This window comes from Variovorax restrictus, from assembly GCF_051216715.1.
In the GTDB taxonomy this organism is placed as follows: domain Bacteria; phylum Pseudomonadota; class Gammaproteobacteria; order Burkholderiales; family Burkholderiaceae_C; genus Variovorax.
Genome location: NZ_JBPJZH010000002.1, coordinates 841,485 through 861,669, shown reverse-complemented (window position 1 = coordinate 861,669; position 20,185 = coordinate 841,485). Strand labels below are relative to the sequence as shown.

Here is a 20,185-nt window from a genome sequence, read left to right as displayed (position 1 = left end):
CATTTCAGAATGCCTCCTCGGGCAGTTGGGCGCAAATCGGGTCGCGTGTCTCGACCACGTGGAGCCAGGCGCCGATTTTGGGCAGTTCGTAATGAAAGAAGTAACTCGCGGCCGCCAGCCGTCCGACAGTGGCCGGCGTCGCCGCCGCGGGGTCGCCCTGCAAGGTGCGACACGCGACATCGAGCCAGATCCACGCCAGCACGGTGTGGCCGAAAGCCTGCATATAGGGTACCGCGTTCGCGAGGGCCTCTTGCGGATCACCCGTCGACCAGGCGGCCTTCGTGGCGGCGGCCACCTGTGAAAGCGCCCCGTCCAGCGCTCGCGCGTGGGCGGCGAGCGACGGCACGCCCTCTGCACGGCGGGCCGTTTCGGTGATGCGCGCAGCCAGCAGCGTGAGGCCGCGGCCATCCTCCATCAGGACCTTGCGGCCCAGCAGGTCGGCCGCCTGGATGCCGTGCGTGCCCTCGTGGATCATGTTCAGGCGGTTGTCGCGCCAGTACTGCTCCACCGGAAAATCGCGCGTGTAGCCGTAGCCGCCATGCACCTGGATCGCCAGCGAGTTCGCCTCCAGGCACCACTCGCTGGGCCAGCTCTTGGCGATGGGCGTGAGCACCTCCAGCAGCAGGCGCGCGTCGTCGGCGGTCTCGCCGTCGGCCGTCTTCTGCGTGTCGACCAGGCGCGCGCAGTACAGCTGCAGCGCCAGCGAGCCTTCGCAATACGACTTCTGCGCCAGCAGCATGCGGCGCACGTCGGCGTGTTCGATGATGCGCACCTGGGGTTTCGCCGCGTCCTTGCCGGCCGGGCCCGCGGGCCGCCCTTGAGGTCGCTGCTTCGCATAGGCCAGGGACGCTTCGTAGCCCGCCATCCCCAGCATCGTCGCCGCCATGCCGATGGCGATGCGCGCCTCGTTCATCATGTGGAACATGCAGTGCAGACCCTTGCCGGGCTGCCCGACCAGATAGCCGACCGCACCGGATCGGCCGCCCACCGGGTACTTGCCTTCGCCGAAGTTCAACAGCGTGTTGGTGGTGCCGCGCCAGCCCAGCTTGTGGTTGAGGCCCGCCAGCGCCACGTCGTTGCGCTCGCCGGTGAGCTGCCCCTGCGTGTCGACCATGCGCTTGGGCACGATGAACAGTGAAATGCCGCGGGTGCCTGGCACCAGCTTGCCCTCGGCATCGGGGATCTTGGCGAGCACGATGTGCACGATGTTCTCGGTCAACTCGTGGTCGCCTGACGAGATCCACATCTTGTTGCCCGTCAGGCGGTAGCGCGGGCCGAGCGGATCATCCTGGAAGTCGGCCCCATCGGGGACGGCACGCGTGGCCACGTCGCTCAGCGACGAGCCCGCCTGCGGCTCCGACAGGCACATGGTGCCGGCCCAGCGCCCCGAGAATTCGTTGAGCGCGAACACCTCTTTCTGCACATCGGTGCCATGCACCATCAGCAAGTTCGCATTGCCGCTGGTGAGCATGTTCGAGCCGATGCTGACCGACGCCTTCGCGAAGAAGGCATTGGCGGCCGCCTGCACCGTGTAGGGGAGCTGCATACCGCCGATGTCGTAATCCTGTGCCGCCGCGAGCATGCCCGATTCGACGAAGGCCGCATGCGCATCGTGCGTGGCCTGCGGCAGCACGACCTTCTCGCCATCGAAATGCGGCTCTTGCGTGTCGACGGTGCGGTTGTGCGGCGCGTACTTCTCGCGGGCGATGCGCTCGCAGGTGTCGAGCACCGCGTCGAAGGTCTCGCGCGAATGATCGGCGAAGCGCGCGCGACCATTCAGCGCGGCGGCGTCGAGCCAGTCGTAGAGCAGGAAATCGAGTGTGGGACGCAGGCTCATGACGCTCTCGAAACGTAAAGGCCAGAGATATCACTGGCAACTTCTTGAAACGCCGCGGAACCGGCTTCGCCGGGCCGCTGGCGTTGCCCCCGGAAGGGGGTGGGCGGAGGCGACACGCAGCGCGCCTTCGCCTTCGGGGGAGAGTCAGATTATTTCAAAGACACCCGCCGCGCCCATGCCGCCGCCAATGCACATCGTGACGACGACTTTCTTCGCGCCACGGCGCTTGCCTTCGATGAGCGCATGGCCAGTGAGGCGCTGGCCGCTCACGCCGTAGGGATGGCCCACGGCGATGGCACCGCCGTCGACGTTCAATCGGTCGCCCGGAATGCCCAGCTTGTCGCGGCAGTAGATCACCTGCACCGCGAAGGCCTCATTCAGTTCCCACAGATCGATGTCGGCGACCGTCAGGCCGAGCTTCTTCAACACCTTCGGGATCGCGAACACCGGGCCGATGCCCATCTCGTCGGGCTCGCAGCCCGCCACCGCGAAGCCGAGGAAACGGCCGATCGGCTTGAGGCCCTTGCGCTCGGCGTAGCGCTCGTCGACCAGCACGCAGGCGCCGCCACCGTCGGAGAACTGGCTGGCGTTGCCCGCCGAAATCAGCCCACCCGGAATCGCCGGGCGGATGCCGCTGATGCCTTCCTTGGTGGTGCCGGCGCGGATGCCTTCGTCGTTCTCGACGGTGACTTCCTTCGTGCGCAGGCCCATCACCGGGTCGGCCACGCCGGCCAGCACGGTGATCGGTGCGATCTCATCCTTGAACCGGCCGGCCTCGAGGGCGGCCGTGGCCTTCTGCTGGCTCGAAGCGCCGTACTCGTCCATCGCGTCGCGGCCGATGTGGTAGCGCTTGGCCACCTGTTCGGCGGTCTGCAGCATGTTCCAGTAGATCTCGGGCTTGTGCTTGACCAGCCAGGGGTCGTGGATCATGTGGCGGTTGGCCTCGTTCTGCACGCACGAGATGCTCTCGACGCCGCCGGCGACATACACGTCGCCCTCGCCCGCGATGATGCGTTGCGCCGCGGTCGCGATGGTCTGCAGGCCCGACGAGCAGAAGCGGTTGATGGTCATGCCCGAGGTGGTGATGGGCAGGCCGGCGCGCAGCGCGATCTGGCGCGCGATGTTCGAGCCGGTCGCACCTTCCGGCGTGGCACAGCCCATGATCACGTCGTCGACCTCGGCGCCGTCGATGCCGGCACGCTGCACGGCGTGCTGCACCGCGTGGCCGCCGAGGGTGGCACCGTGGGTCATGTTGAAGGCGCCCTTCCAGCTCTTGGCGAGCGGGGTGCGGGCGGTGGAGACGATGACGGCAGAAGTCATGGTGATGGTGTCCTGAATGAGAGTGACGATGCGGCCGGGCTCAGCTGAACTGCTTGCCTTCGGCGACCAGCTTCTGGATCAGCGGCGCGGGCTCCCAGAACTTGCCGTCGTCGCGCGGGTTCTTCGCGAAGCGCTTCATGGCTTCGGCCACGTTGTACAGGCCGACCTGACCGGCGTAGTGCATCGGGCCGCCGCGCCAGATCGGGAAGCCGTAGCCCGTGAGGTAAACCATGTCGATATCGCCCGACTTGCTGGCGATGCCGTCTTCCAGGATGTGCGCCCCTTCGTTCACCAGCGCGTAGACGAGCCGCTGCACGATCTCCTCGTCGCTGATCTTTCGCGGCACGATGCCCTCGTCCTTGCGGTGCTGCTCGATCAGGTCGAGCACGACTTGGCTCGGAATCGCGTCGCGCTTGCCGGCCTGGTAGTCGTACCAGCCGGCACCGGTCTTCTGACCGAAGCGGCCCAGCTCGCACAGCTTGTCGGCCGTCTTGCTGTACTTCATCTCGGCGCGCTCGGTGGCGCGGCGCTTGCGAATGGCCCAGCCGATGTCGTTGCCGGCCAGGTCACCCATGCGGAACGGGCCCATCGCGAAGCCGAACTTCTCCATGGCCTTGTCGACCTGCTGCGGCGTCGCGCCTTCGTCCAGCAGAAAGCCGGCCTGGCGGCTGTACTGCTCGATCATGCGGTTGCCGATGAAGCCGTCGCACACGCCCGACACCACGGCCGTCTTCTTGATCTTCTTGGCCACGCCCATCACGGTGGCGAGCACGTCCTTGCCGGTCTTGGCGCCGCGCACCATTTCCAGCAGCTTCATCACGTTGGCCGGGCTGAAGAAGTGCATACCGACCACGTCCTGCGGGCGCTTCGTGAAGGCGGCGATCTTGTCGACGTCGAGCGTGGAGGTGTTCGACGCCAGGATGGCGCCGGTCTTGGCCACTTCGTCGAGCTGCTTGAAGACCTGCTCCTTCACGCCCAGTTCTTCGAACACCGCCTCGATGATCAGGTCGGCGTCCTTTAGGTCGGCATAGCTCAGCGTGGTCGTGAGCAGGGCCATGCGCTGCTCGTACTTGTCTTGCTTGAGCTTGCCCTTCTTGACCTGTGCCTCGTAGTTCTTCTTGATCGTGGCGATGCCGCGGTCGAGCGCCTCCTGCTTCATCTCGAGGATCTTCACCGGGATGCCTGCGTTCAGGAAGTTCATCGCGATGCCACCGCCCATGGTGCCGGCGCCGATCACCGCGACCGACTGGATGTCGCGCTTGGGCGTGTCGTCGGGCACATCGGGGATCTTGCTGGCCGCCCGTTCGGCCATGAAGAGGTGACGCAGCGCCAGCGATTCGGGGGTGAACATCAGCGCGGTGAACAGGCGGCGCTCCTCGGCCATGCCGTCGTCGAACTTCAGCTTGGTGGCGGCCTCGACCGCATCGACGCACTTCAGCGGTGCCGGGTAGTTCTTCGACATGCCACCGACCATGTTGCGCGCGAACTGGAAGTAGGCGTCGCCCTGCGGGTGCTTGCAGGGCAGGTTGCGCACCAGCGGCAGCGCGTCGCCGGTCTTGCCGGTCACCGACTTGGCATAGATCATCGCTTCATCGAACAACGACTCGGCAGAAGCCGCGAGGTGGTCGAACAGCTTCTGGCCCGGTAGCGACGCGAGGACCTCGCTCTTGACCGCTTCGCCGCTGACGATCATGTTGAGCGCCGTCTCCACACCCAGCACGCGCGGCAGGCGCTGCGTGCCACCGGCGCCGGGCAACAGGCCCAGCTTGACCTCGGGCAGCGCGACGCTGGTGCCCGGTGCGGCCACGCGATAGTGGCAGCCCAGGGCCAGCTCGAGCCCGCCGCCCATGCACACCGAATGGATGGCGGCGACGATCGGCTTGGGCGAGGCTTCCAGCGCCAGGATGACGCTCAGCAGGTTCGGGTCCTGCAACGCCTTGGGTGTGCCGAATTCCTTGATGTCGGCGCCGCCCGAGAAGGCCTTTCCTGCACCGGTGAGAACGATCGCCTTGACGGCCTCGTCGGCGTTCGCCTTGGCGAGCCCGTCGGTGACGCCGAGCCGCGTGGCGTAGCCGAGGCCATTGACCGGCGGGTTGGCCAGCGTGATCACGGCGATCTCGCCGAGCACTTTGTATTCAGCCGTCATGCTGCGTTCCTTCGAGTGAAAAGTTGGGAAGAGGAAGAGCGGCGGAGCACGACACGCGCGGCACGGCAGGAAGGCCTTGCGTCTTGTCTCCGAAAAGAACGAGTGTTCTATTTTTCTTCGGGAATTCTAGGCATTTCCGGCGACCGGACAACGTCGCCCAGTCGCTGGAGGGACAAGCCTGCGCCGGGTCTGCAGAGCCGCGCGACGACACGCACGACAATCGACCCCGATGACCCTGACGATGCTCCCCACCGCCGCCCACCCCTAGATGCCTGCCTTCCCCGTCGATGCCAGCCAGCTGCTGGCTTTCATGGCCTGCGTCGCGCTCGCCACCTACGCACAGAACCTCACCGGCTTCGCCTTCAGCCTGATCCTGCTCGGGCTGGTGTCGCTCTTCCACATCGCGAGTGTGAGCGAGACCGCGAACGCCGCCATGGTGCTGACCCTGATCAACGCATGGACCTATTTCCGTGCGCGGCCGGGCACCGTGCCGTGGAAGCTGATGAAACCGGCGCTCAACGGCAGCACCGTCGGCGTGCTGTCGGGGCTGATGCTGCTGGCCTGGCTCAGCGGCGGCGCGGTCGCATGGCTGCGCGGATTGCTGGGCGTGTCGATCCTGCTGTGCGCCCTGCTGCTGGTGCTGCAGGGCCACCCGCGGCAGGTGGTGTCGAGCGGTAGGAGCTTCGCACTGATCGGGGCGTTGTCGGGCGTGCTCGGCGGGTTGTTCTCGAGCTCCGGGCCGCCGATCGTCTACCACCTCTACCGTCAGCCGATCGATCGTGAGCTCGTGCGACGGGGGCTGTTGCTGATGTTCGCGTTCAACTCCCTGGTGCGCATCGCGGTGGTGGTGCCCACTGGTCAGTTTTCGTGGCGGTCGGCATGGCTGGCGGCGTGCGCCGTTCCGGTCGTCTACGCGGTGACGCGGCTTCATCACCGGCTGCCGAACCGGCTGGGCCCCACCACGCTCAAGCGACTGGTCGCCGCACTGCTGGCCGCGGCGGGTGCCGCACTGGTCGTCACGGCCTGGCACGCCATCGCCTGACGATTCGGCGCGGAGGTCAGACCTCCAGCCATTCCTTGCGCGTGGCCGCGTCGGCACGCAGGCTGTCGGGCGTGCCGTCGAAGACGATGCTGCCGTGGCCCATGACCAGCGCGCGGTCGGAGATCGCCATCGCGATGGTGAGCTTCTGCTCGATCAGCAGCACCGACACGCCGCGGTCCTTGAGCCGCTTGAGGTACTCGCCGACCAGCTCGACGATCTTCGGTGCAAGGCCCTCGGTCGGCTCGTCGATGATGATCAGGTCGGGATCGCCCATCAGCGTGCGACACAGCGTGAGCATCTGCTGCTCGCCGCCCGACAGTACCCCGGCCTCGTTGTGCTGCCGCTCCTTGAGCCGCGGGAACATGGTGTACATGTCGTCGAAGGACCAGCGACTGTTCTTCGCGGCGGCCTTGCCCTTCTGGCCGAGCAGCAGGTTCTGATGCACGGTGAGCTTGGGGAAGATCTCGCGGTTCTCCGGCACATAGCCGATGCCCAGATGCGCAATCTCGTAGGCCTTGCGGCGCAGGATGTCCTGGCCCTTCCAGTGCAGGGCGCCTTCGGCATGCACCAGCCCCATGATGGCCTTGGCGGTGGTCGAGCGGCCCGAGCCGTTGCGCCCGAGCAGCGCGACGATCTCGCCCGCGCCCACCTCGAAAGACACGCCATGCAGCACATGGCTCTTGCCGTAGTAGGCGTGCAGGTCTTGAAGTTTCAGCATGTCAGTGGCCTCCCTGAGCGTCGGCGACCGCGGAGCCGAGGTACGCCTCTTGCACCCGCGGATTGGCGCGGACCGCGTCCGGCGTGTCGAAGGCGATCACCTCGCCGTACACCACCACCGCGATCCGGTCGGCCAGGCCGAACACCACGCCCATGTCGTGCTCCACCGTCAGCAGCGTGCGGCCCACCGTGACCTCCTTGATGAGCGCGATGAAGTGCGCGGTCTCGGTCTTGCTCATGCCCGCGGTCGGCTCGTCGAGCAGGATGACGCTCGCGCCGCCGGCGATGGTCACGCCGATCTCCAGCGCGCGCTGCTCGGCGTAGGTGAGGTTCACCGCCAGCACGTCGCGCTTGCGCTCCAACCCGACCTGGCGGATGAGCTGTTCGGTGCGCTCGTTCGCGTCGTCCAGCTTCGACAGGAAACGCAGGAAGGTGTAGCGGTAGCCCAGGCTCCACAGCACGCCGCAGCGCAGGTTCTCGAAGACGCTGAGCTTGGGAAAGATGTTGGTGATCTGGAAGCTGCGCGACAGGCCCAGTCGGTTGATCTCGTACGGCCGAAGCCCGTTCACCGACTTGCCGTTGAGCAGCACCTCGCCGCTGGTCGGCGCGAGCCGCCCGCTCATGAGGTTGAACAGCGTCGACTTGCCGGCACCGTTCGGCCCGATGATGGCGATGCGCTCGCCCGCCTTCACCGCCAGATTGGCGCCGCGGATGATCTCGGTCTTGCCGAAGTTCTTGCGCAGGTCCTTGAGTTCGAGTGCATAGGTCATGCCACGAGCTCCCGGCGCTTGATCTCGCGCTCGATCTCTTCCTGCGCATGCCCCCAGGCGCGCACGAAGCGGCGACGCACGACCTCGAGCAGGCCACCGCCGACCACCATCAGCCCGATGGAGATCATCCAGCTCGTCGGGCTCGACGTGTCGAGCGTCAACCCGAAGAACTGCAGCGTCGGCCCGAGCGCGGCATTGAGCTGCATGTGATAGATCATCTCGACCACGCCGGCCACGCCTGCGACCAGCAATGCGCCCGTGGCGATCAAGCCCGCGTACAGCGACCAGAAGGGCTTGAACTTGCCGAACTTCGCGACCCGCAGGTTCATCATGATCAGGCTGGCCACGCCGCCCGGCGCGAACATCACCATGAAGAGGAAGACCAGGCCCAGGTACAGCAGCCAGGCCTTGCTGAGCTCCGACAGCAGGATCGACGCGAACACCAGCAGCACCGCACCGATGATGGGGCCGAAGAAGAAAGTCGCGCCGCCCAGGAAAGTGAAGAGCAGGTAGCCGCCCGAGCGGATGCCGTTCAGGCTGTCGGCCGCGTTCACGATCTCGAAGTTGATCGACGCCAGCCCGCCGCCGACGCCCGCGAAGAAGCCCGCGATGATGAAGGCGGTGTAGCGCACGCGCTGCGTGTTGTAGCCGATGAATTCCACCCGCTCGGGGTTGTCGCGCACCGCGTTCAGGATGCGGCCGAGCGGCGTGCCGGTGAAGGCGTACATGAGCGCGGTGCAGACGAAGCAGTACGCGGCGATCAGGTAGTACACCTGGATCTGCGGGCCGAAGGTCAGGCCCAGGAACGGCGCGCCGTAAACGCGGTTGGTGGTGATGCCGCCCTCCCCGCCGAAGAAGGTCGGGAACATCAACGCCATCGACGCCACCAGCTCGCCGATGCCCAGCGTGATCATGGCAAAGGTCGTCCCCGCCTTCTTGGTCGTCACATAGCCGAAGAGGATGGCGAAGAACATGCCGCCCAGCCCGCCGACCAGCGGGATCAGCACCAGTGGCATCGGCAGGCTGCCCTTTGCCGCGAGGTTCATCGCGTGGATGGCGATGAAGGAGCCCAGCCCGGTGTAGACCGCATGCCCGAAACTGAGCATGCCGCCCTGCCCCAGCAGCATGTTGTAGCTCAGGCAGATGATGATGAGGTAGCCGATCTGCGAGAGCATGGTCAGCGCCAGGCTGCTGCGGAACAGCATCGGCGCCACGATGAGCGCGACAGCGAACAGCGACCAGATCAGCCAGCGGCCGATGTTCCAGGGCGCGAAGCGGTAGTAGCGTGTCGGCGTCGACGCAGGTGCAAGAGCATTCATCTCAGTTTTCCACCACGCCATCGCGTGGCACACAACACATAAACCTGGCGCGGCCAAAGACCAGGGATACCGCGGAACCGGCTTTGCCGGGCCGCTGGTATCGCCCCCTCGAGGGGGAGGCGCCGCAGGCGCTTCGGGGGTGGTGCTTCATCCTTAGTCTTCACGGGTGCCCAATAGGCCCTTGGGGCGGAAGATGAGGATCAGCACGAGGAACAGGTACGGCAGGATGGGCGCCACCTGCGAGACGGTGAGCTTCATCAGCTCGTAGCCGAAGGTCTGGTCGGTGACGGCCACACCCAGGCCCTGAAGCGCCGTCGCCAGCGAATAGTCCATGGCCACGGCGAAGGTCTGGATGATGCCGATGAGCAGCGACGCCAGAAAGGCACCAGCGAGCGAGCCCATGCCGCCCACCACCACCACCACGAAGATGATCGAGCCGACCGACGCCGCCATGGCGGGCTCGGTGATGTAGGTGTTGCCGCCGATCACACCGGCCAGCCCGGCCAACGCAGCACCGCCGCCGAACACCAGCATGAAGACGCGCGGCACGTTGTGGCCCAGCGCTTCGACCATCTCGGGGTGCTTGAGCGCCGCCTGGATCACGAGACCGATGCGCGTGCGCGTGAGCAGCAGCCACACGGCGAGCAGCATCACCAGCGCGACGGCCATGATGAAGGAGCGCGACTTGGGGAACTGTGTGCCGTAGAGGGTGAAGAGCGGCCCCTGCAGCTGCGTCGGCAGCCCGTAGGGCACCGTCGAGCGGCCCCACAGCAGCTGCACGACTTCCAGGATCAGGTACGACAGCCCGAAGGTGACGAGCAGTTCCGGCACGTGGCCGAACTTGTGCACCCGCCGCAGGCTGTAGCGCTCGAAGGCCGCCCCCATCACGAAGACCGCCAGCGGGGCGAGCACCAGCGCAGGCCAGAAGCCGACCAGACCGGAAATGGTGAATGCGAGGTACGCCCCCAGCATGTAGAAGCTGGTGTGCGCGAAATTCAGCACACCCATCATGCTGAAGATCAGCGTGAGGCCTGAGCTGAGCATGAACAGCAGCAGCCCGTAGCTGACGCCGTTGAGCAGCGAGATGACGAAGAATTCCACGTTGATAGATGCTCGATCGTTCCCTGCGCGGGGTTGAAAACAAAAAAGCCCGCGTCGCGATGGCGGGCCTTCGCGCTCCTGCGCACTTGCGCGTCAGGGACGCTTCATCTGGCAGGTCGTCGGCGTGCTGGCGACGTAGGCCTCGTAGTACTTGACCGGCGCCAGCGTGTAGCCGGTGTTCTCCGGACTGTAGGGGTTCTTCGCGTCGGTCTTCTGCCAGCGCGTGATGTACAGACCCTGTTGCAGCTGGTGGTCGGCCTTGCGCATCTCGACGTCGCCGTTGAAGCTCTTGAACTTCATGCCCTCCATCGCCGCAGCCACCTTCAGCGGCTCGGTCGACTTGGTGCGCACGAACGCCTCGCTGAGCATCGCGTACACCGTGTAGATGTTGGTCGTGTACATGTCGTCGTTGAAGCGCTTCTTGTACTCGGTCATCAGCGGCACCATCACGCCCGGTGCGTTGTAGTGGCTGTAACCCACCTGGTAGACCTTGCCGTCCGACGCCGCGCCCATGGCGGTCGGCGTGCCGGTGGTCACCGCGTAGTAGGTGTAGAACTTGACGTTCAGGCCCGAATCGTTCGACGCCTTGATGAGCAGCGCCAGGTCGGAACCCCAGTTGCCGGTGATCACCGTGTCGGCGCCCGACTGCTTGATCTTCGCGATATAGGGCGCGAAGTCGCGCACCTGGGCCAGCGGGTGCAGGTCGTCGCCCACGATCTCCACGTCGGGCCGCTTGGTCTTGAGGTTCTCCTTGGCGAACTTCGACACCTGCTGGCCGTGCGAGTAGTTCTGGTTGATCAGGTACACCTTCTTGATGTCGGCCTGCTCCTTCATGAAGGTCGTCAGCGCCTCCATCTTCATCGACGTGTCGGCGTCGAGCCGGAAATGCCAGTAGCTGCACTTGCTGTTGGTCAGGTCGGGGTCGACCGCCGCGTAGTTGATGTAGAGCACTTCCTTGCCCGGGTTGCGGGCATTGTGCTTCTCGAGCGCATCGATGATGGCCAGCGCCGGGCCAGAGCCGTTGCCCTGCACCACGTAACGCGCGCCTTGGTCCATGGCCGAGCGCAGCGCGCTGGTGGTTTCCTGCGGGCTCAGCTTGTTGTCGATGCCGATGATCTCGAATTTCACGTCGGCGGCATTCTTCTTGTTGAATTCCTCCGCCAGGAACTGGAAGGTCTTGAGCTGGTTGGTGCCCACCGCGGCCATGAGACCCGACAGCGGGTCGAGCCAGGCGATCTTCACGGTTTCGCCTTTTTGCGCCCAGGCGCCGACCGCATTGGCGGCGAGGAGCGAGGCGACGAGGAACTTCACGGGGAATCTCATGGTGTGTCTCCTGAATCGGTGGTCCGACCGCGACCGAGATTACAAGCGTTTGCAGGCGCACCCCTCAGGGATTGCCCGCAACACGGTGCTTGCAAGCGACCTTTTCTATCGCCGGCGCGACACGCCGCACCCCAGAAAACTACCCTGCGGTAGCAAGACAGCCATCGCGCCCCGACGTGGCGCTCGGCGGCATGCGGCGGTCAGGGCCGCTTCATCTGGCAGGAGGTCGGCGTGCTGGCCACGTAGGGCTCGAAGTACTTCACCGGCGCCAGCGTGTAGCCGGTGTTCTCGCCGTCATAGGGGTACTTCGCGCTCTTCTTTTCCCAGCGCGTGATGAACAGTCCCTGCTGCAGTTGGTGGTCGGCCTTGCGCATCTCGACCTCGCCGTTGAAGCTCTTGATCTTCATGCCTTCGAGCGCTGCAGCCACCTTCACCGGGTCGGTCGATTTGGTCTGGGCGAAGGCGTTGTCAAGCAGCGCGAAGGCGTGATAGATCGAAGCCTGCGTCAGGTCGTCGTTCATCTTTTTCTTGAAGCCGTCGATGCTTTTCTGGATCTCGCCGCCCATGTTGTAGTGGCCGTAGCCGATCGCGTACACCTTGCCGTCCGACGCGCTGCCCATCGCGGTGGGCGCGCCGGCACCATAGGCGTAGTAGGTCAGGAAGCGCACGTCGAGCCCGGCGTCGTTGGCAGCCTTCAGCAGCAGCGACAGGTCGGAGCCCCAGTTGCCGGTGATCACGGTGTCGGCGCCCGACTGCTTGATCTTCGCGATGTAAGGCGAGAAGTCGCGCACCTGGGCCAGCGGGTGCAGGTCGTCGCCGACGATCTGAATGTCGGGGCGCTTGGCCTTGAGGTCTTCCTTGGCGTACTTCGACACCTGAACGCCATGGGCGTAGTTCTGACCGAGGATGTAGACCTTCTTGATCTCGGGCCGGTCCTTCATGAAGGTGGTGAGCGCTTCCATCTTCATCGAGGTGTCGGCATCGAGCCGGAAATGCCAGTAGCTGCACTTGCTGTTGGTCAGGTCGGGGTCGACCGCCGCGTAGTTCATGTACAGCATCTCCTTGCCCGGGTTGCGCGCGTTGTTCTTCTCGATCGCATCGATGATCGCCAACGCCGGGCCGGAGCCGTTGCCCTGCAGGACGTAGCGCGCGCCCTGGTCCTGCGCCGAGCGCAGCGCGCTCGTGGTTTCCTGAGGGCTCAGCTTGTTGTCGATGCCGATCACCTCGAACTTCACGCCCGAGAGATTCTTGCGGTTGAACTCCTCGGCGAAGAACTGCGTGGTCTTGAGCTGGTTCGTGCCCACCGCGGCCATGAGGCCCGACAGCGGATCGAGCCAGGCGATCTTCACGGTTTCGCCTTTTTGCGCCCACGCGCCGGAAGCACTGGCGGCGATGAGCGAGGCAACGAGAAATTTCACGGGGAATCGCATGGCATGTCTCCTGGATCGATGGGTCGGTGTGTCGAGCGCGACCCAGCGTACAAGTCTTCAGACGCACGACCCTCAGGGAATGCCCGCAACACCGGCGCCTCAGCGCCCTGACCTGTCGCGTGCGAGGCAGTCGCGATCTACCCCGCGGTAGCGACGCTCACAGGCCGGGCAGCCGGTAGTCCTTGAACTGCTCGCGCAGCTTGGTCTTCAGGATCTTGCCGGTGGCGCCGAGCGGGATCGCCTCGACGAACAGCACGTCGTCCGGGATCTGCCACTTGGCCGTCTTGCCCTCGTAGAACTTCAGCAGCTCCTCGCGCGTGACCTCGGCGCCCGGGCGCTTGACCACGGCCACCACCGGGCGCTCGTCCCATTTCGGGTGGGCCACGCCGATGCAGGCCGCCATCAGCACGGCTGGGTGCGCGACCGCGATGTTCTCGATGTCGATGGAGCTGATCCATTCGCCGCCGGACTTGATCACGTCCTTGCTGCGGTCGGTGATCTGCAGGAAGCCGTCGGCATCGATGGTCGCGACGTCGCCGGTCGGGAACCAGCCATGGCCCTGGGCGTCGGGCACCAGCGGGTCGCCGCCCTCGCCCTTGAAGTACTCCTTGACGATCCACGGCCCCTTGACCAGCAGGTCGCCGTAGGCCTTGCCGTCCCATGGCAGCTCCGCGCCGTTGCCGTCGACGATCTTCATGTCGACGCCGAAGATGGCGCGACCCTGCTTCTGGCGGATCACGTCCTGCGCGTCGGCCGGCATCGTGAGATGCTTGTTCTTCAAGGTGCACAGCGTGCCGAGCGGGCTCATCTCGGTCATGCCCCAGGCGTGGAGCACGTCCACGCCATAGTCCTGCTGGAAGGCATGGATCATGGCCGGCGGGCAGGCCGAGCCGCCGATCACCGTGCGCTTGAGCGTCGAGAAGCGCAGGCCGCCGGGCTTCATGTGGGTCAGCAGCATCTGCCAGACGGTCGGCACTCCGGCGGCGAAGGTCACGCCTTCGGCCTCGATCAGTTCGTACACCGACTTGCCGTCGAGCGCCGGACCGGGGAACACGACTTTGCAGCCTGTGAGCGCGGCCGAGTACGGGATGCCCCAGGCGTTGACGTGGAACATGGGCACGACCGGCAACACCGAATCGCGCGCCGAGATGCCCATCACGTCGGGCAGCGCGGCCGCGTAGGCGTGCAACAGGGTCGAGCGGTGGCTGTAGAGCGCGGCCTTCGGATTGCCGGTGGTGCCGCTCGTGTAGCACATGCTCGACGCGGAGTTCTCGTCGAAGCGTGGCCACGCGAAATCGGTGGACCGGTCGCCCATCCAGGCCTCGTAGCTCATCAGACCGGGGATTCCGCTGTCGGCCGGCAATTTGTCGGCGTCGCACAGCGCGATCCAGCGCTTGACCGTGGGGCAGCGCGCATGCACGGCCTGCACCAGCGGCAGGAAGTTGAGGTCGAAGCACAGGATCTGGTCTTCGGCATGGTTGGCGATCCACGCGATCTGGTCCGGGTGCAGGCGCGGGTTGATCGTGTGCAGCACCCGGCCCGAGCCCGAGACGCCGTAATACAACTCGAGGTGCCGGTAGCCGTTCCACGCCAGCGTCGCGACGCGGTCGCTGAAGAGCAGGTCCTCGCCTTCGAGCGCATTGGCCACCTGGCGCGCGCGGCGCGCCACGTCGGCCCAGGTGTAGCGGTGGATGTCGCCTTCGACCCGTCGCGACACGATCTCGCCGTCGCCGTGGTGGCGCTCGGCGAACTCGATCAGGGACGAGATCAGTAGCGGTTGGTCTTGCATCAAACCCAGCATCGGTGCGGCTCCTTCATCACTGTGCGCAAAAAGATGGGCGAGTATTGCGCACCGCAGCATGGCCCCGATGCGGGAATGCCCGTAGCGCTGTCGCGCGGGGGGCAGCAACCCTCCATGGCCTTCCGGAAACGGGGTTTCGGGGGCTGCGGGACAATCAGGCGATGAATCTGCTCGTCGAGGACAGCCTCACCGCCACCCCTTCCGGCCTGCGCTGGACCGACGGTTTTCGGAGCCTGGGGCCGGTCTTCTTCACCGCGCTGCAGCCGACGCCGCTGCCGGCGCCGTACTGGGTGGGCCGCAGCGACGACGTGGCACGGCAGCTCGGGCTCGATGCCGACTGGCTCGCCTCCGACGAGGCGCTGAACGTCTTCACCGGCAATGCACTGCTGCCGGGGATGGCGCCGATGGCGAGCGTCTACAGCGGGCACCAGTTCGGTGTGTGGGCCGGGCAGCTCGGCGATGGCCGGGCCATCCTGCTCGGCGAAATCGACCGCGGCCTCGAAGTGCAACTGAAGGGCGCCGGGCGAACGCCCTACTCCCGCGGCGGCGACGGGCGCGCCGTGCTGCGCTCGAGCATCCGCGAGTTCCTCTGCAGCGAGGCGATGCACGGGCTGGGCATCCCGACCACGCGCGCACTGGCCGTGACCGGCTCCGACCAGCGCGTGCGCCGCGAGGAACTCGAGACCGCCGCCGTCGTGACCCGCGTGGCACCGAGCTTCATTCGCTTCGGCCATTTCGAGCACTTCGCGGCCAACGACCGGATCGAGGAGCTGCGCCAGCTGGCCGACTACGTGATCGAGCGCTACTACCCGGCCTGCCGACAGACCACGCGCTTCGGCGGCAATGCCTACGCGGCCTTCCTGGAAGCCGTGAGCGAGCGCACGGCAGCGCTGCTTGCGCAATGGCAGGCGGTGGGGTTCTGCCACGGCGTGATGAACACCGACAACATGAGCATCCTCGGGCTCACCATCGACTACGGCCCCTTCCAGTTTCTCGACGGGTTCGATCCGGCGCATATCTGCAACCACAGCGACACCGGTGGCCGCTACGCCTTCAATCAGCAGCCGAACGTGGCGTACTGGAATCTCTTTTGCCTGGCGCAGGCGCTGCTGCCGCTGATCGGTGAGCAGGACATCGCCATCGCCGCCCTCGAGTCGTACAAGACAGCATTCCCGCGCGAATTCGACCAGCGCATGGCGCGCAAGCTCGGCCTGCCGGCCGGCGTTGCGCTCGACCGCGACCTTCTCGACGGCGTGCTGCGCCTGCTGGCCGCCGAGCGCACCGACTGGACGATCTTCTGGCGCCGCCTGTCCGACGCCGTGGGCAACGGCGATTTCACCCCGGTGCGCGACCTGTTCATCGACCAAGCCGGCATCGACGCGTGGCTGCCGCTGTACGACGCGCAACGCAGCGCGATACCAACGGCCGAGTCCGCCGCTACGATGCGCGCGGTCAACCCCAAATACGTGCTGCGGAACCACCTGGGCCAGCAGGCGATCGAATCGGCCCAGCAAAAGGACTTCTCCGGCGTTGCAACCTTGCTGACGCTGCTCGCATCCCCATGTGAGGAACACACCGGCTTCGAGGCTTACGCCGGTTTTCCGCCCGACTGGGCGTCCACCATCGAAATCAGCTGCTCCTCATGACGTCCGCTTTCACCCCCAAGATCCAGAAGACCGAGGCCGAATGGAAGGCCGAGCTGGCCGAGAAAGGCGCCGAACCGGTCGCCTTCCAGGTCACGCGCCATGCCGCCACCGAGCGCCCTTTCACCGGCAAGTACGAAGCCCATTGGGACGACGGCAGCTACCACTGCGTGTGCTGCGGCGCCAAGCTCTTCGAGTCGGGCACCAAGTTCGACGCGGGCTGCGGCTGGCCGAGTTTTTCCGAGGAGGCGGTGCCCGGTGCCATCACCAATATCGTCGACCGTTCGCACGGCATGACGCGCACCGAGAACGTCTGCACGAATTGCGGCGCGCACCTGGGCCATGTCTTCCCGGACGGCCCCACGCCGACCGGGTTACGCTACTGCATGAATTCGGCCTCGCTGAGCTTCGAACCCAGCAAGGACTGACCCGCCCCCTCGCGCCCGCCCCGCATGAAACTGATCCTCGACTTCTTCCCCATCCTGCTGTTCTTCGGCGCGTACAAACTCGCCGACATCTACACGGCAACCGCCGTGCTGATGGGCGCCACCGTGCTGCAGTCGGCGATCATCTACGCGATCGACCGCAAGCTGCCGACCATGCAGAAGGCGACGCTGGCGCTGATCCTGCTGTTCGGCACGCTCACGCTGGTGTTGCACGACGACCGCTTCATCAAATGGAAGCCGACCGTGCTGTACGGCGCCATGGCGGTCGCGCTGGCGGTGGCGCTGTGGGGCTTCCGGAAGAACTTCCTGCAGGTCATGCTGGGCGCGCAATTGCAGTTGCCCCCGCGCATCTGGACGCACCTGACCATCGCGTGGATCGGCTACTGCCTCTTCATGTCGGCCATCAATGCCTATGTGGCGCTGTATTTCAGCACCGAGGCATGGGTCAACTTCAAGCTGTGGGGCTACGCCTTCCCGATCGTCTTCCTGATCGCGCAGGGGCTGTACATCTCGCCCCACCTCAAGTCCGAAGACACGCCCGCGGCATGACGCTCTACACCGCCGCCGATCTCGAGGCCACGCTGCGCGAGAAGCTGCAGCCCAGCGCGCTCGAAGTGATCGACGAAAGCGCCGCGCACGCGGGCCACGCGGGCGCCGGCGCCGAGGGCTACGGCACCCATTTCCGGGTGCGCGTCGCCTCCCCCCTGTTCGAGGGCCAGTCGCGCGTGGCGCGGCACCGGCTTGTGTATGATGCGCTGCACTTTTTCATCGCCGAAGGCGTCCACGCCATCGCCATCGAAACGCGCTGAATCCTCCCTCCCGATCGCAGCAGTTACCCCCTCCCCGATCCCACGGCGGCACGCGACTTCGTCTTTCATCCCCGCGCTCTTCGCGCCATCACCCTGCGAGTCCTGAGGACCAATCCCATGAAGCAACACCCCCTGAAGACCCTGGCGGTCGCCGTCGTGCTGAGCGCCGCCTCCGTCGGCGCGTTCGCGCAGAACATCGCGATCGTCAACGGCAAGGCCGTGCCCAAGGCCCGCATGGACGTGCTGGCCCAGCAACTGGCCGGCGCCGGTCGTCCGGTCACCCCCGAGATGGAGCCGCAACTGCGCGAGGAGGTCATCGCGCGCGAAGTCTTCATGCAGGAAGCCCAGAAGCAGGGCCTGGATGCGAGCGACGATTACCGCAGCCAGATCGAACTGGCGCGCCAGGCCATCCTGATTCGCACGCTGTTCGAGAACTACCGCAAGACCCACCCGGTGACCGATGCCGACGTGCAGGCCGAGTACGATAAGTTCGTCGCGGCCAACGGCGGCAAGGAATACAAGGCGCGCCACATCCTGGTGGAGACCGAAGACCAGGCCAAGAAGATCATGGGCGACCTAAAGAAGGGCGCCAAGTTCGAGGACATCGCCAAGAAGCAGAGCAAGGACCCGGGATCGGGCGCCAACGGCGGCGACCTCGACTGGGCCAACCCGGCGAGCTTCGTGCCCGAGTTCTCGGAAGCCATGATTAAGCTGAACAAGGGCGAAACCACGCCGGCACCGGTGAAGTCGCAGTTCGGCTACCACATCATCCGGGTCGACGACATCCGCCAGGCACAACTGCCGAAGCTGGAAGAAGTGAAGCCGCAGGTCACGCAGCAACTGCAGCAGCAGAAGCTGCAAAAGTACCAGGAAGAGCTGCGCGCGAAGGCCAAGGTGGAGTAAGCCTCGGTCTTGCGCTGCGTAGACTCAAAGGCGGCCTTCGGGCCGCTTTTTTCATCGCCACGCTCAAAAGACTATGCCCCTCTTCGCCGCCCGTTCGTCGTGCATTGCCGCGCTGCTCGTTCTGTGCACCGCTGCCATGGCACAGCCTTCCCGCTGGGTGCCGTTGCCAGGGGCCCGGCTCGGCAAGGACGTGAGCGCCATCCAGTTCGACAGCCGGGGCCTGGTCGAGGTGGAGAACCATAACGCCGACGACGATCGCGCTTACCCCGTGGCGCTGGTGTTGGTCGATTTTTCCCGCGAGCGCGACAGCGGCATGTTGGGGAGCTACCGATCGATGGTCCACACCATCGCAGTCGATTGCCCAGGTCGCCGTGCGCAAAATCTGCAGGACCGGCTCTACGCCCAGGCCGGCGGCGTGGAACGCACAGCCATCATGGGGACCATGGCGCTCTGGAAATGGGACCCGAAAATGACGACGCATCCCGCGTTGGCAGGCGGCCTCTTCGCGCAGGTCTGCAGAAACTAGCTGGCCTACGCCCTGGCCTTGTGCCAGATCTGCCGCCACGGTTGAAGCCCTGACTTTTCAGCCCCAGACCACCGAGCGCATCGAGATCGATGCCGACTGGAAATCGGCGTTAAAAAAGCGCGGTATTTCCTTGCCGGCGTCGACGGCGCCGGCGGCGTGGAGCAACGGCAGGTAGTGCTCGTGCGTCGGGTGGGCCTGCTGCGCCAACGCACCCAGGGACTGGAAGCGCGGCAAGGCGGCGAGGTCGCCCTTCTCCAACTGGCCGGTCACCACGCGATCGAATTCATGCGCCCAGTCGTAAGCCTGGTTCGGTGCTGTGCCCCGACGCGACACGCGAAGGTTGTGCACCAGATTGCCGCTGCCGACGATCAGCACGCCGCGTTCGCGCAGCGCCTTGAGCTGCTGGCCGAGCATCGCGTGCTCGGCCGGAGGGCGGCTGTAGTCCATGCCGAGCTGCACCACCGGGATCTGCGCCTTTGGGAACATCGGCTTGAGCACCGACCAGGTACCGTGGTCGAAACCCCATTCCGCCTGATCGATGCCAAGTGCCGCACCGCTCACGGGTTGGCGCACCGCCTGGGCAATCTCCGCCGCCGCAGCGGGTGCGCCGGGCGCAGGGAACTGCTGGTCGAACAGTTCCTGCGGGAACCCGCCGAAGTCGTGGATCGTCTTCGGCTTCGCCATGCCGGTGAGGAACCAGCCGCCGCGCGTGAGCCAGTGGGCCGACACGCACAAGATCAATTGCGGTGTCGGGTACTTCGTGCCGAACTCCGCACCCAGCGCCTGCCAGCTGCGCCGGTAGGCGTTGTCGCCGATGGCATTCATCGGACTGCCGTGGCCGAGAAAGAGCACCGGCATGCGGGGCGACTTCTTCAGTGCTCGGAAAGGTTCGGCTGCCAGCCCATCGACCAGCGGAAGGACGGCGCCCAAGGCACCCACGAAGTCACGACGATTCAGCATGGCCCGATCATCGAACACACCGCGCCGCCGACAGCGCTCCCAGTCACCGAAAGACGTGCGCCAGCGCACACGAAACCAGAAAAAACCCGGGC

At 65.8% G+C, this 20,185-nt stretch carries 18 protein-coding genes; 7 read left to right on the top strand and 11 right to left on the bottom strand.

All coding sequences use genetic code 11. From position 1 onward, the window contains the following. Nucleotides 1-4: 4 nt before the first annotated feature. From ACSFA0_RS18680 to ACSFA0_RS18670, 3 genes are all read right to left on the bottom strand, one after another. Nucleotides 5-1,837 (bottom strand): acyl-CoA dehydrogenase, encoded by a 1,833-nt coding sequence (locus ACSFA0_RS18680; protein ID WP_435451753.1) that lies wholly within the window; start codon nt 1,835-1,837, stop codon nt 5-7. Between the two features lie 144 nt (nt 1,838-1,981). Further along, nucleotides 1,982-3,157 (bottom strand): acetyl-CoA C-acyltransferase, encoded by a 1,176-nt coding sequence (locus ACSFA0_RS18675; protein ID WP_435451752.1) that lies wholly within the window; start codon nt 3,155-3,157, stop codon nt 1,982-1,984. Between the two features lie 40 nt (nt 3,158-3,197). Beyond that, a complete protein-coding gene (locus ACSFA0_RS18670) occupies nt 3,198-5,303 on the bottom strand; it encodes a 3-hydroxyacyl-CoA dehydrogenase NAD-binding domain-containing protein (RefSeq protein WP_435451751.1) in 2,106 nt (701 codons plus the stop codon). Nucleotides 5,304-5,571: 268 nt separating this feature from the next. Between ACSFA0_RS18670 and ACSFA0_RS18665 the strand changes: the two genes are divergently transcribed. Then, nucleotides 5,572-6,345, top strand: a complete 774-nt coding sequence (locus ACSFA0_RS18665) for a TSUP family transporter (RefSeq protein WP_435451750.1) — start codon at nt 5,572-5,574, stop codon at nt 6,343-6,345. Nucleotides 6,346-6,361: 16 nt separating this feature from the next. On the opposite strand, the gene ACSFA0_RS18660 is transcribed toward ACSFA0_RS18665, so the two are convergent. The 7 genes from ACSFA0_RS18660 to ACSFA0_RS18630 form a co-directional block, all read right to left on the bottom strand. After that, nucleotides 6,362-7,063: an ABC transporter ATP-binding protein gene (locus ACSFA0_RS18660; protein WP_435451749.1), complete on the bottom strand. Its 702-nt coding sequence runs from the start codon at nt 7,061-7,063 to the stop codon at nt 6,362-6,364. A 1-nt stretch (nt 7,064) separates the two neighbouring features. Beyond that, nucleotides 7,065-7,832: an ABC transporter ATP-binding protein gene (locus ACSFA0_RS18655; RefSeq protein WP_435451748.1), complete on the bottom strand. Its 768-nt coding sequence runs from the start codon at nt 7,830-7,832 to the stop codon at nt 7,065-7,067. Next, entirely contained in the window at nt 7,829-9,151 is a 1,323-nt protein-coding gene (locus ACSFA0_RS18650; RefSeq protein ID WP_435451747.1) for a branched-chain amino acid ABC transporter permease, read from the bottom strand. Before ACSFA0_RS18650 ends, ACSFA0_RS18655 begins: the two co-directional genes overlap by 4 nt. Nucleotides 9,152-9,304: 153 nt before the next feature. Then, complete coding sequence (locus ACSFA0_RS18645) at nt 9,305-10,258, bottom strand: branched-chain amino acid ABC transporter permease (protein WP_435451931.1); 954 nt, start codon at nt 10,256-10,258, stop codon at nt 9,305-9,307. Between the two features lie 87 nt (nt 10,259-10,345). Next, entirely contained in the window at nt 10,346-11,575 is a 1,230-nt protein-coding gene (locus ACSFA0_RS18640; protein WP_435451746.1) for a branched-chain amino acid ABC transporter substrate-binding protein, read from the bottom strand. Between the two features lie 200 nt (nt 11,576-11,775). Then, a complete protein-coding gene (locus tag ACSFA0_RS18635) occupies nt 11,776-13,005 on the bottom strand; it encodes a branched-chain amino acid ABC transporter substrate-binding protein (protein WP_435451745.1) in 1,230 nt (409 codons plus the stop codon). A gap of 157 nt (nt 13,006-13,162) precedes the next feature. Next, nucleotides 13,163-14,806, bottom strand: coding sequence for a 3-(methylthio)propionyl-CoA ligase (locus ACSFA0_RS18630; protein ID WP_435451744.1), 1,644 nt, complete (start codon nt 14,804-14,806; stop codon nt 13,163-13,165). A 161-nt stretch (nt 14,807-14,967) separates the two neighbouring features. Between ACSFA0_RS18630 and ACSFA0_RS18625 the strand changes: the two genes are divergently transcribed. The 6 genes from ACSFA0_RS18625 to ACSFA0_RS18600 all read left to right on the top strand — a co-directional run bounded on the left by ACSFA0_RS18625 (nt 14,968) and on the right by ACSFA0_RS18600 (nt 19,133). Next, nucleotides 14,968-16,452, top strand: a complete 1,485-nt coding sequence (locus ACSFA0_RS18625) for a protein adenylyltransferase SelO (RefSeq protein WP_435451743.1) — start codon at nt 14,968-14,970, stop codon at nt 16,450-16,452. Continuing rightward, nucleotides 16,449-16,877, top strand: coding sequence for a peptide-methionine (R)-S-oxide reductase MsrB (gene msrB / locus ACSFA0_RS18620; protein WP_435451742.1), 429 nt, complete (start codon nt 16,449-16,451; stop codon nt 16,875-16,877). Before ACSFA0_RS18625 ends, msrB begins: the two co-directional genes overlap by 4 nt. Before the next feature lie 24 nt (nt 16,878-16,901). Further along, complete coding sequence (locus ACSFA0_RS18615; protein ID WP_435451741.1) at nt 16,902-17,444, top strand: septation protein A; 543 nt, start codon at nt 16,902-16,904, stop codon at nt 17,442-17,444. Continuing rightward, entirely contained in the window at nt 17,441-17,704 is a 264-nt protein-coding gene (locus ACSFA0_RS18610) for a BolA family protein (RefSeq protein ID WP_435451740.1), read from the top strand. The genes ACSFA0_RS18615 and ACSFA0_RS18610 overlap by 4 nt, the downstream gene beginning before the upstream one ends. 117 nt (nt 17,705-17,821) lie before the next feature. Continuing rightward, the gene (locus ACSFA0_RS18605) at nt 17,822-18,607 is read left to right on the top strand and encodes a foldase protein PrsA (protein ID WP_435451739.1); all 786 of its coding nucleotides are present in this window, start codon (nt 17,822-17,824) and stop codon (nt 18,605-18,607) included. A gap of 73 nt (nt 18,608-18,680) precedes the next feature. Next, nucleotides 18,681-19,133: a hypothetical protein gene (locus ACSFA0_RS18600; RefSeq protein ID WP_435451738.1), complete on the top strand. Its 453-nt coding sequence runs from the start codon at nt 18,681-18,683 to the stop codon at nt 19,131-19,133. A gap of 57 nt (nt 19,134-19,190) precedes the next feature. Here ACSFA0_RS18600 and ygiD read toward each other — a convergent pair whose 3' ends face one another. Beyond that, entirely contained in the window at nt 19,191-20,093 is a 903-nt protein-coding gene (gene ygiD / locus ACSFA0_RS18595) for a 4,5-DOPA-extradiol-dioxygenase (RefSeq protein ID WP_475539782.1), read from the bottom strand. Nucleotides 20,094-20,185: the final 92 nt, after the last annotated feature.

Excerpts from the sequence above, each read along its gene's own strand:
- ACSFA0_RS18680 (WP_435451753.1), bottom strand. The coding sequence starts at position 1,837 with ATGAGCCTGCGTCCCACACTCGATTTCCTGCTCTACGACTGGCTCGAC.
- ACSFA0_RS18675 (WP_435451752.1), bottom strand. The coding sequence starts at position 3,157 with ATGACTTCTGCCGTCATCGTCTCCACCGCCCGCACCCCGCTCGCCAAG.
- ACSFA0_RS18670 (WP_435451751.1), bottom strand. The coding sequence starts at position 5,303 with ATGACGGCTGAATACAAAGTGCTCGGCGAGATCGCCGTGATCACGCTG.
- ACSFA0_RS18665 (WP_435451750.1), top strand. The coding sequence starts at position 5,572 with ATGCCTGCCTTCCCCGTCGATGCCAGCCAGCTGCTGGCTTTCATGGCC.
- ACSFA0_RS18660 (WP_435451749.1), bottom strand. The coding sequence starts at position 7,063 with ATGCTGAAACTTCAAGACCTGCACGCCTACTACGGCAAGAGCCATGTG.
- ACSFA0_RS18655 (WP_435451748.1), bottom strand. The coding sequence starts at position 7,832 with ATGACCTATGCACTCGAACTCAAGGACCTGCGCAAGAACTTCGGCAAG.
- ACSFA0_RS18650 (WP_435451747.1), bottom strand. The coding sequence starts at position 9,151 with ATGAATGCTCTTGCACCTGCGTCGACGCCGACACGCTACTACCGCTTC.
- ACSFA0_RS18640 (WP_435451746.1), bottom strand. The coding sequence starts at position 11,575 with ATGAGATTCCCCGTGAAGTTCCTCGTCGCCTCGCTCCTCGCCGCCAAT.
- ACSFA0_RS18635 (WP_435451745.1), bottom strand. The coding sequence starts at position 13,005 with ATGCGATTCCCCGTGAAATTTCTCGTTGCCTCGCTCATCGCCGCCAGT.
- ACSFA0_RS18630 (WP_435451744.1), bottom strand. The coding sequence starts at position 14,806 with ATGCTGGGTTTGATGCAAGACCAACCGCTACTGATCTCGTCCCTGATC.
- ACSFA0_RS18625 (WP_435451743.1), top strand. The coding sequence starts at position 14,968 with ATGAATCTGCTCGTCGAGGACAGCCTCACCGCCACCCCTTCCGGCCTG.
- msrB (WP_435451742.1), top strand. The coding sequence starts at position 16,449 with ATGACGTCCGCTTTCACCCCCAAGATCCAGAAGACCGAGGCCGAATGG.
- ACSFA0_RS18615 (WP_435451741.1), top strand. The coding sequence starts at position 16,902 with ATGAAACTGATCCTCGACTTCTTCCCCATCCTGCTGTTCTTCGGCGCG.
- ACSFA0_RS18610 (WP_435451740.1), top strand. The coding sequence starts at position 17,441 with ATGACGCTCTACACCGCCGCCGATCTCGAGGCCACGCTGCGCGAGAAG.
- ACSFA0_RS18605 (WP_435451739.1), top strand. The coding sequence starts at position 17,822 with ATGAAGCAACACCCCCTGAAGACCCTGGCGGTCGCCGTCGTGCTGAGC.
- ACSFA0_RS18600 (WP_435451738.1), top strand. The coding sequence starts at position 18,681 with ATGCCCCTCTTCGCCGCCCGTTCGTCGTGCATTGCCGCGCTGCTCGTT.
- ygiD (WP_475539782.1), bottom strand. The coding sequence starts at position 20,093 with ATGCTGAATCGTCGTGACTTCGTGGGTGCCTTGGGCGCCGTCCTTCCG.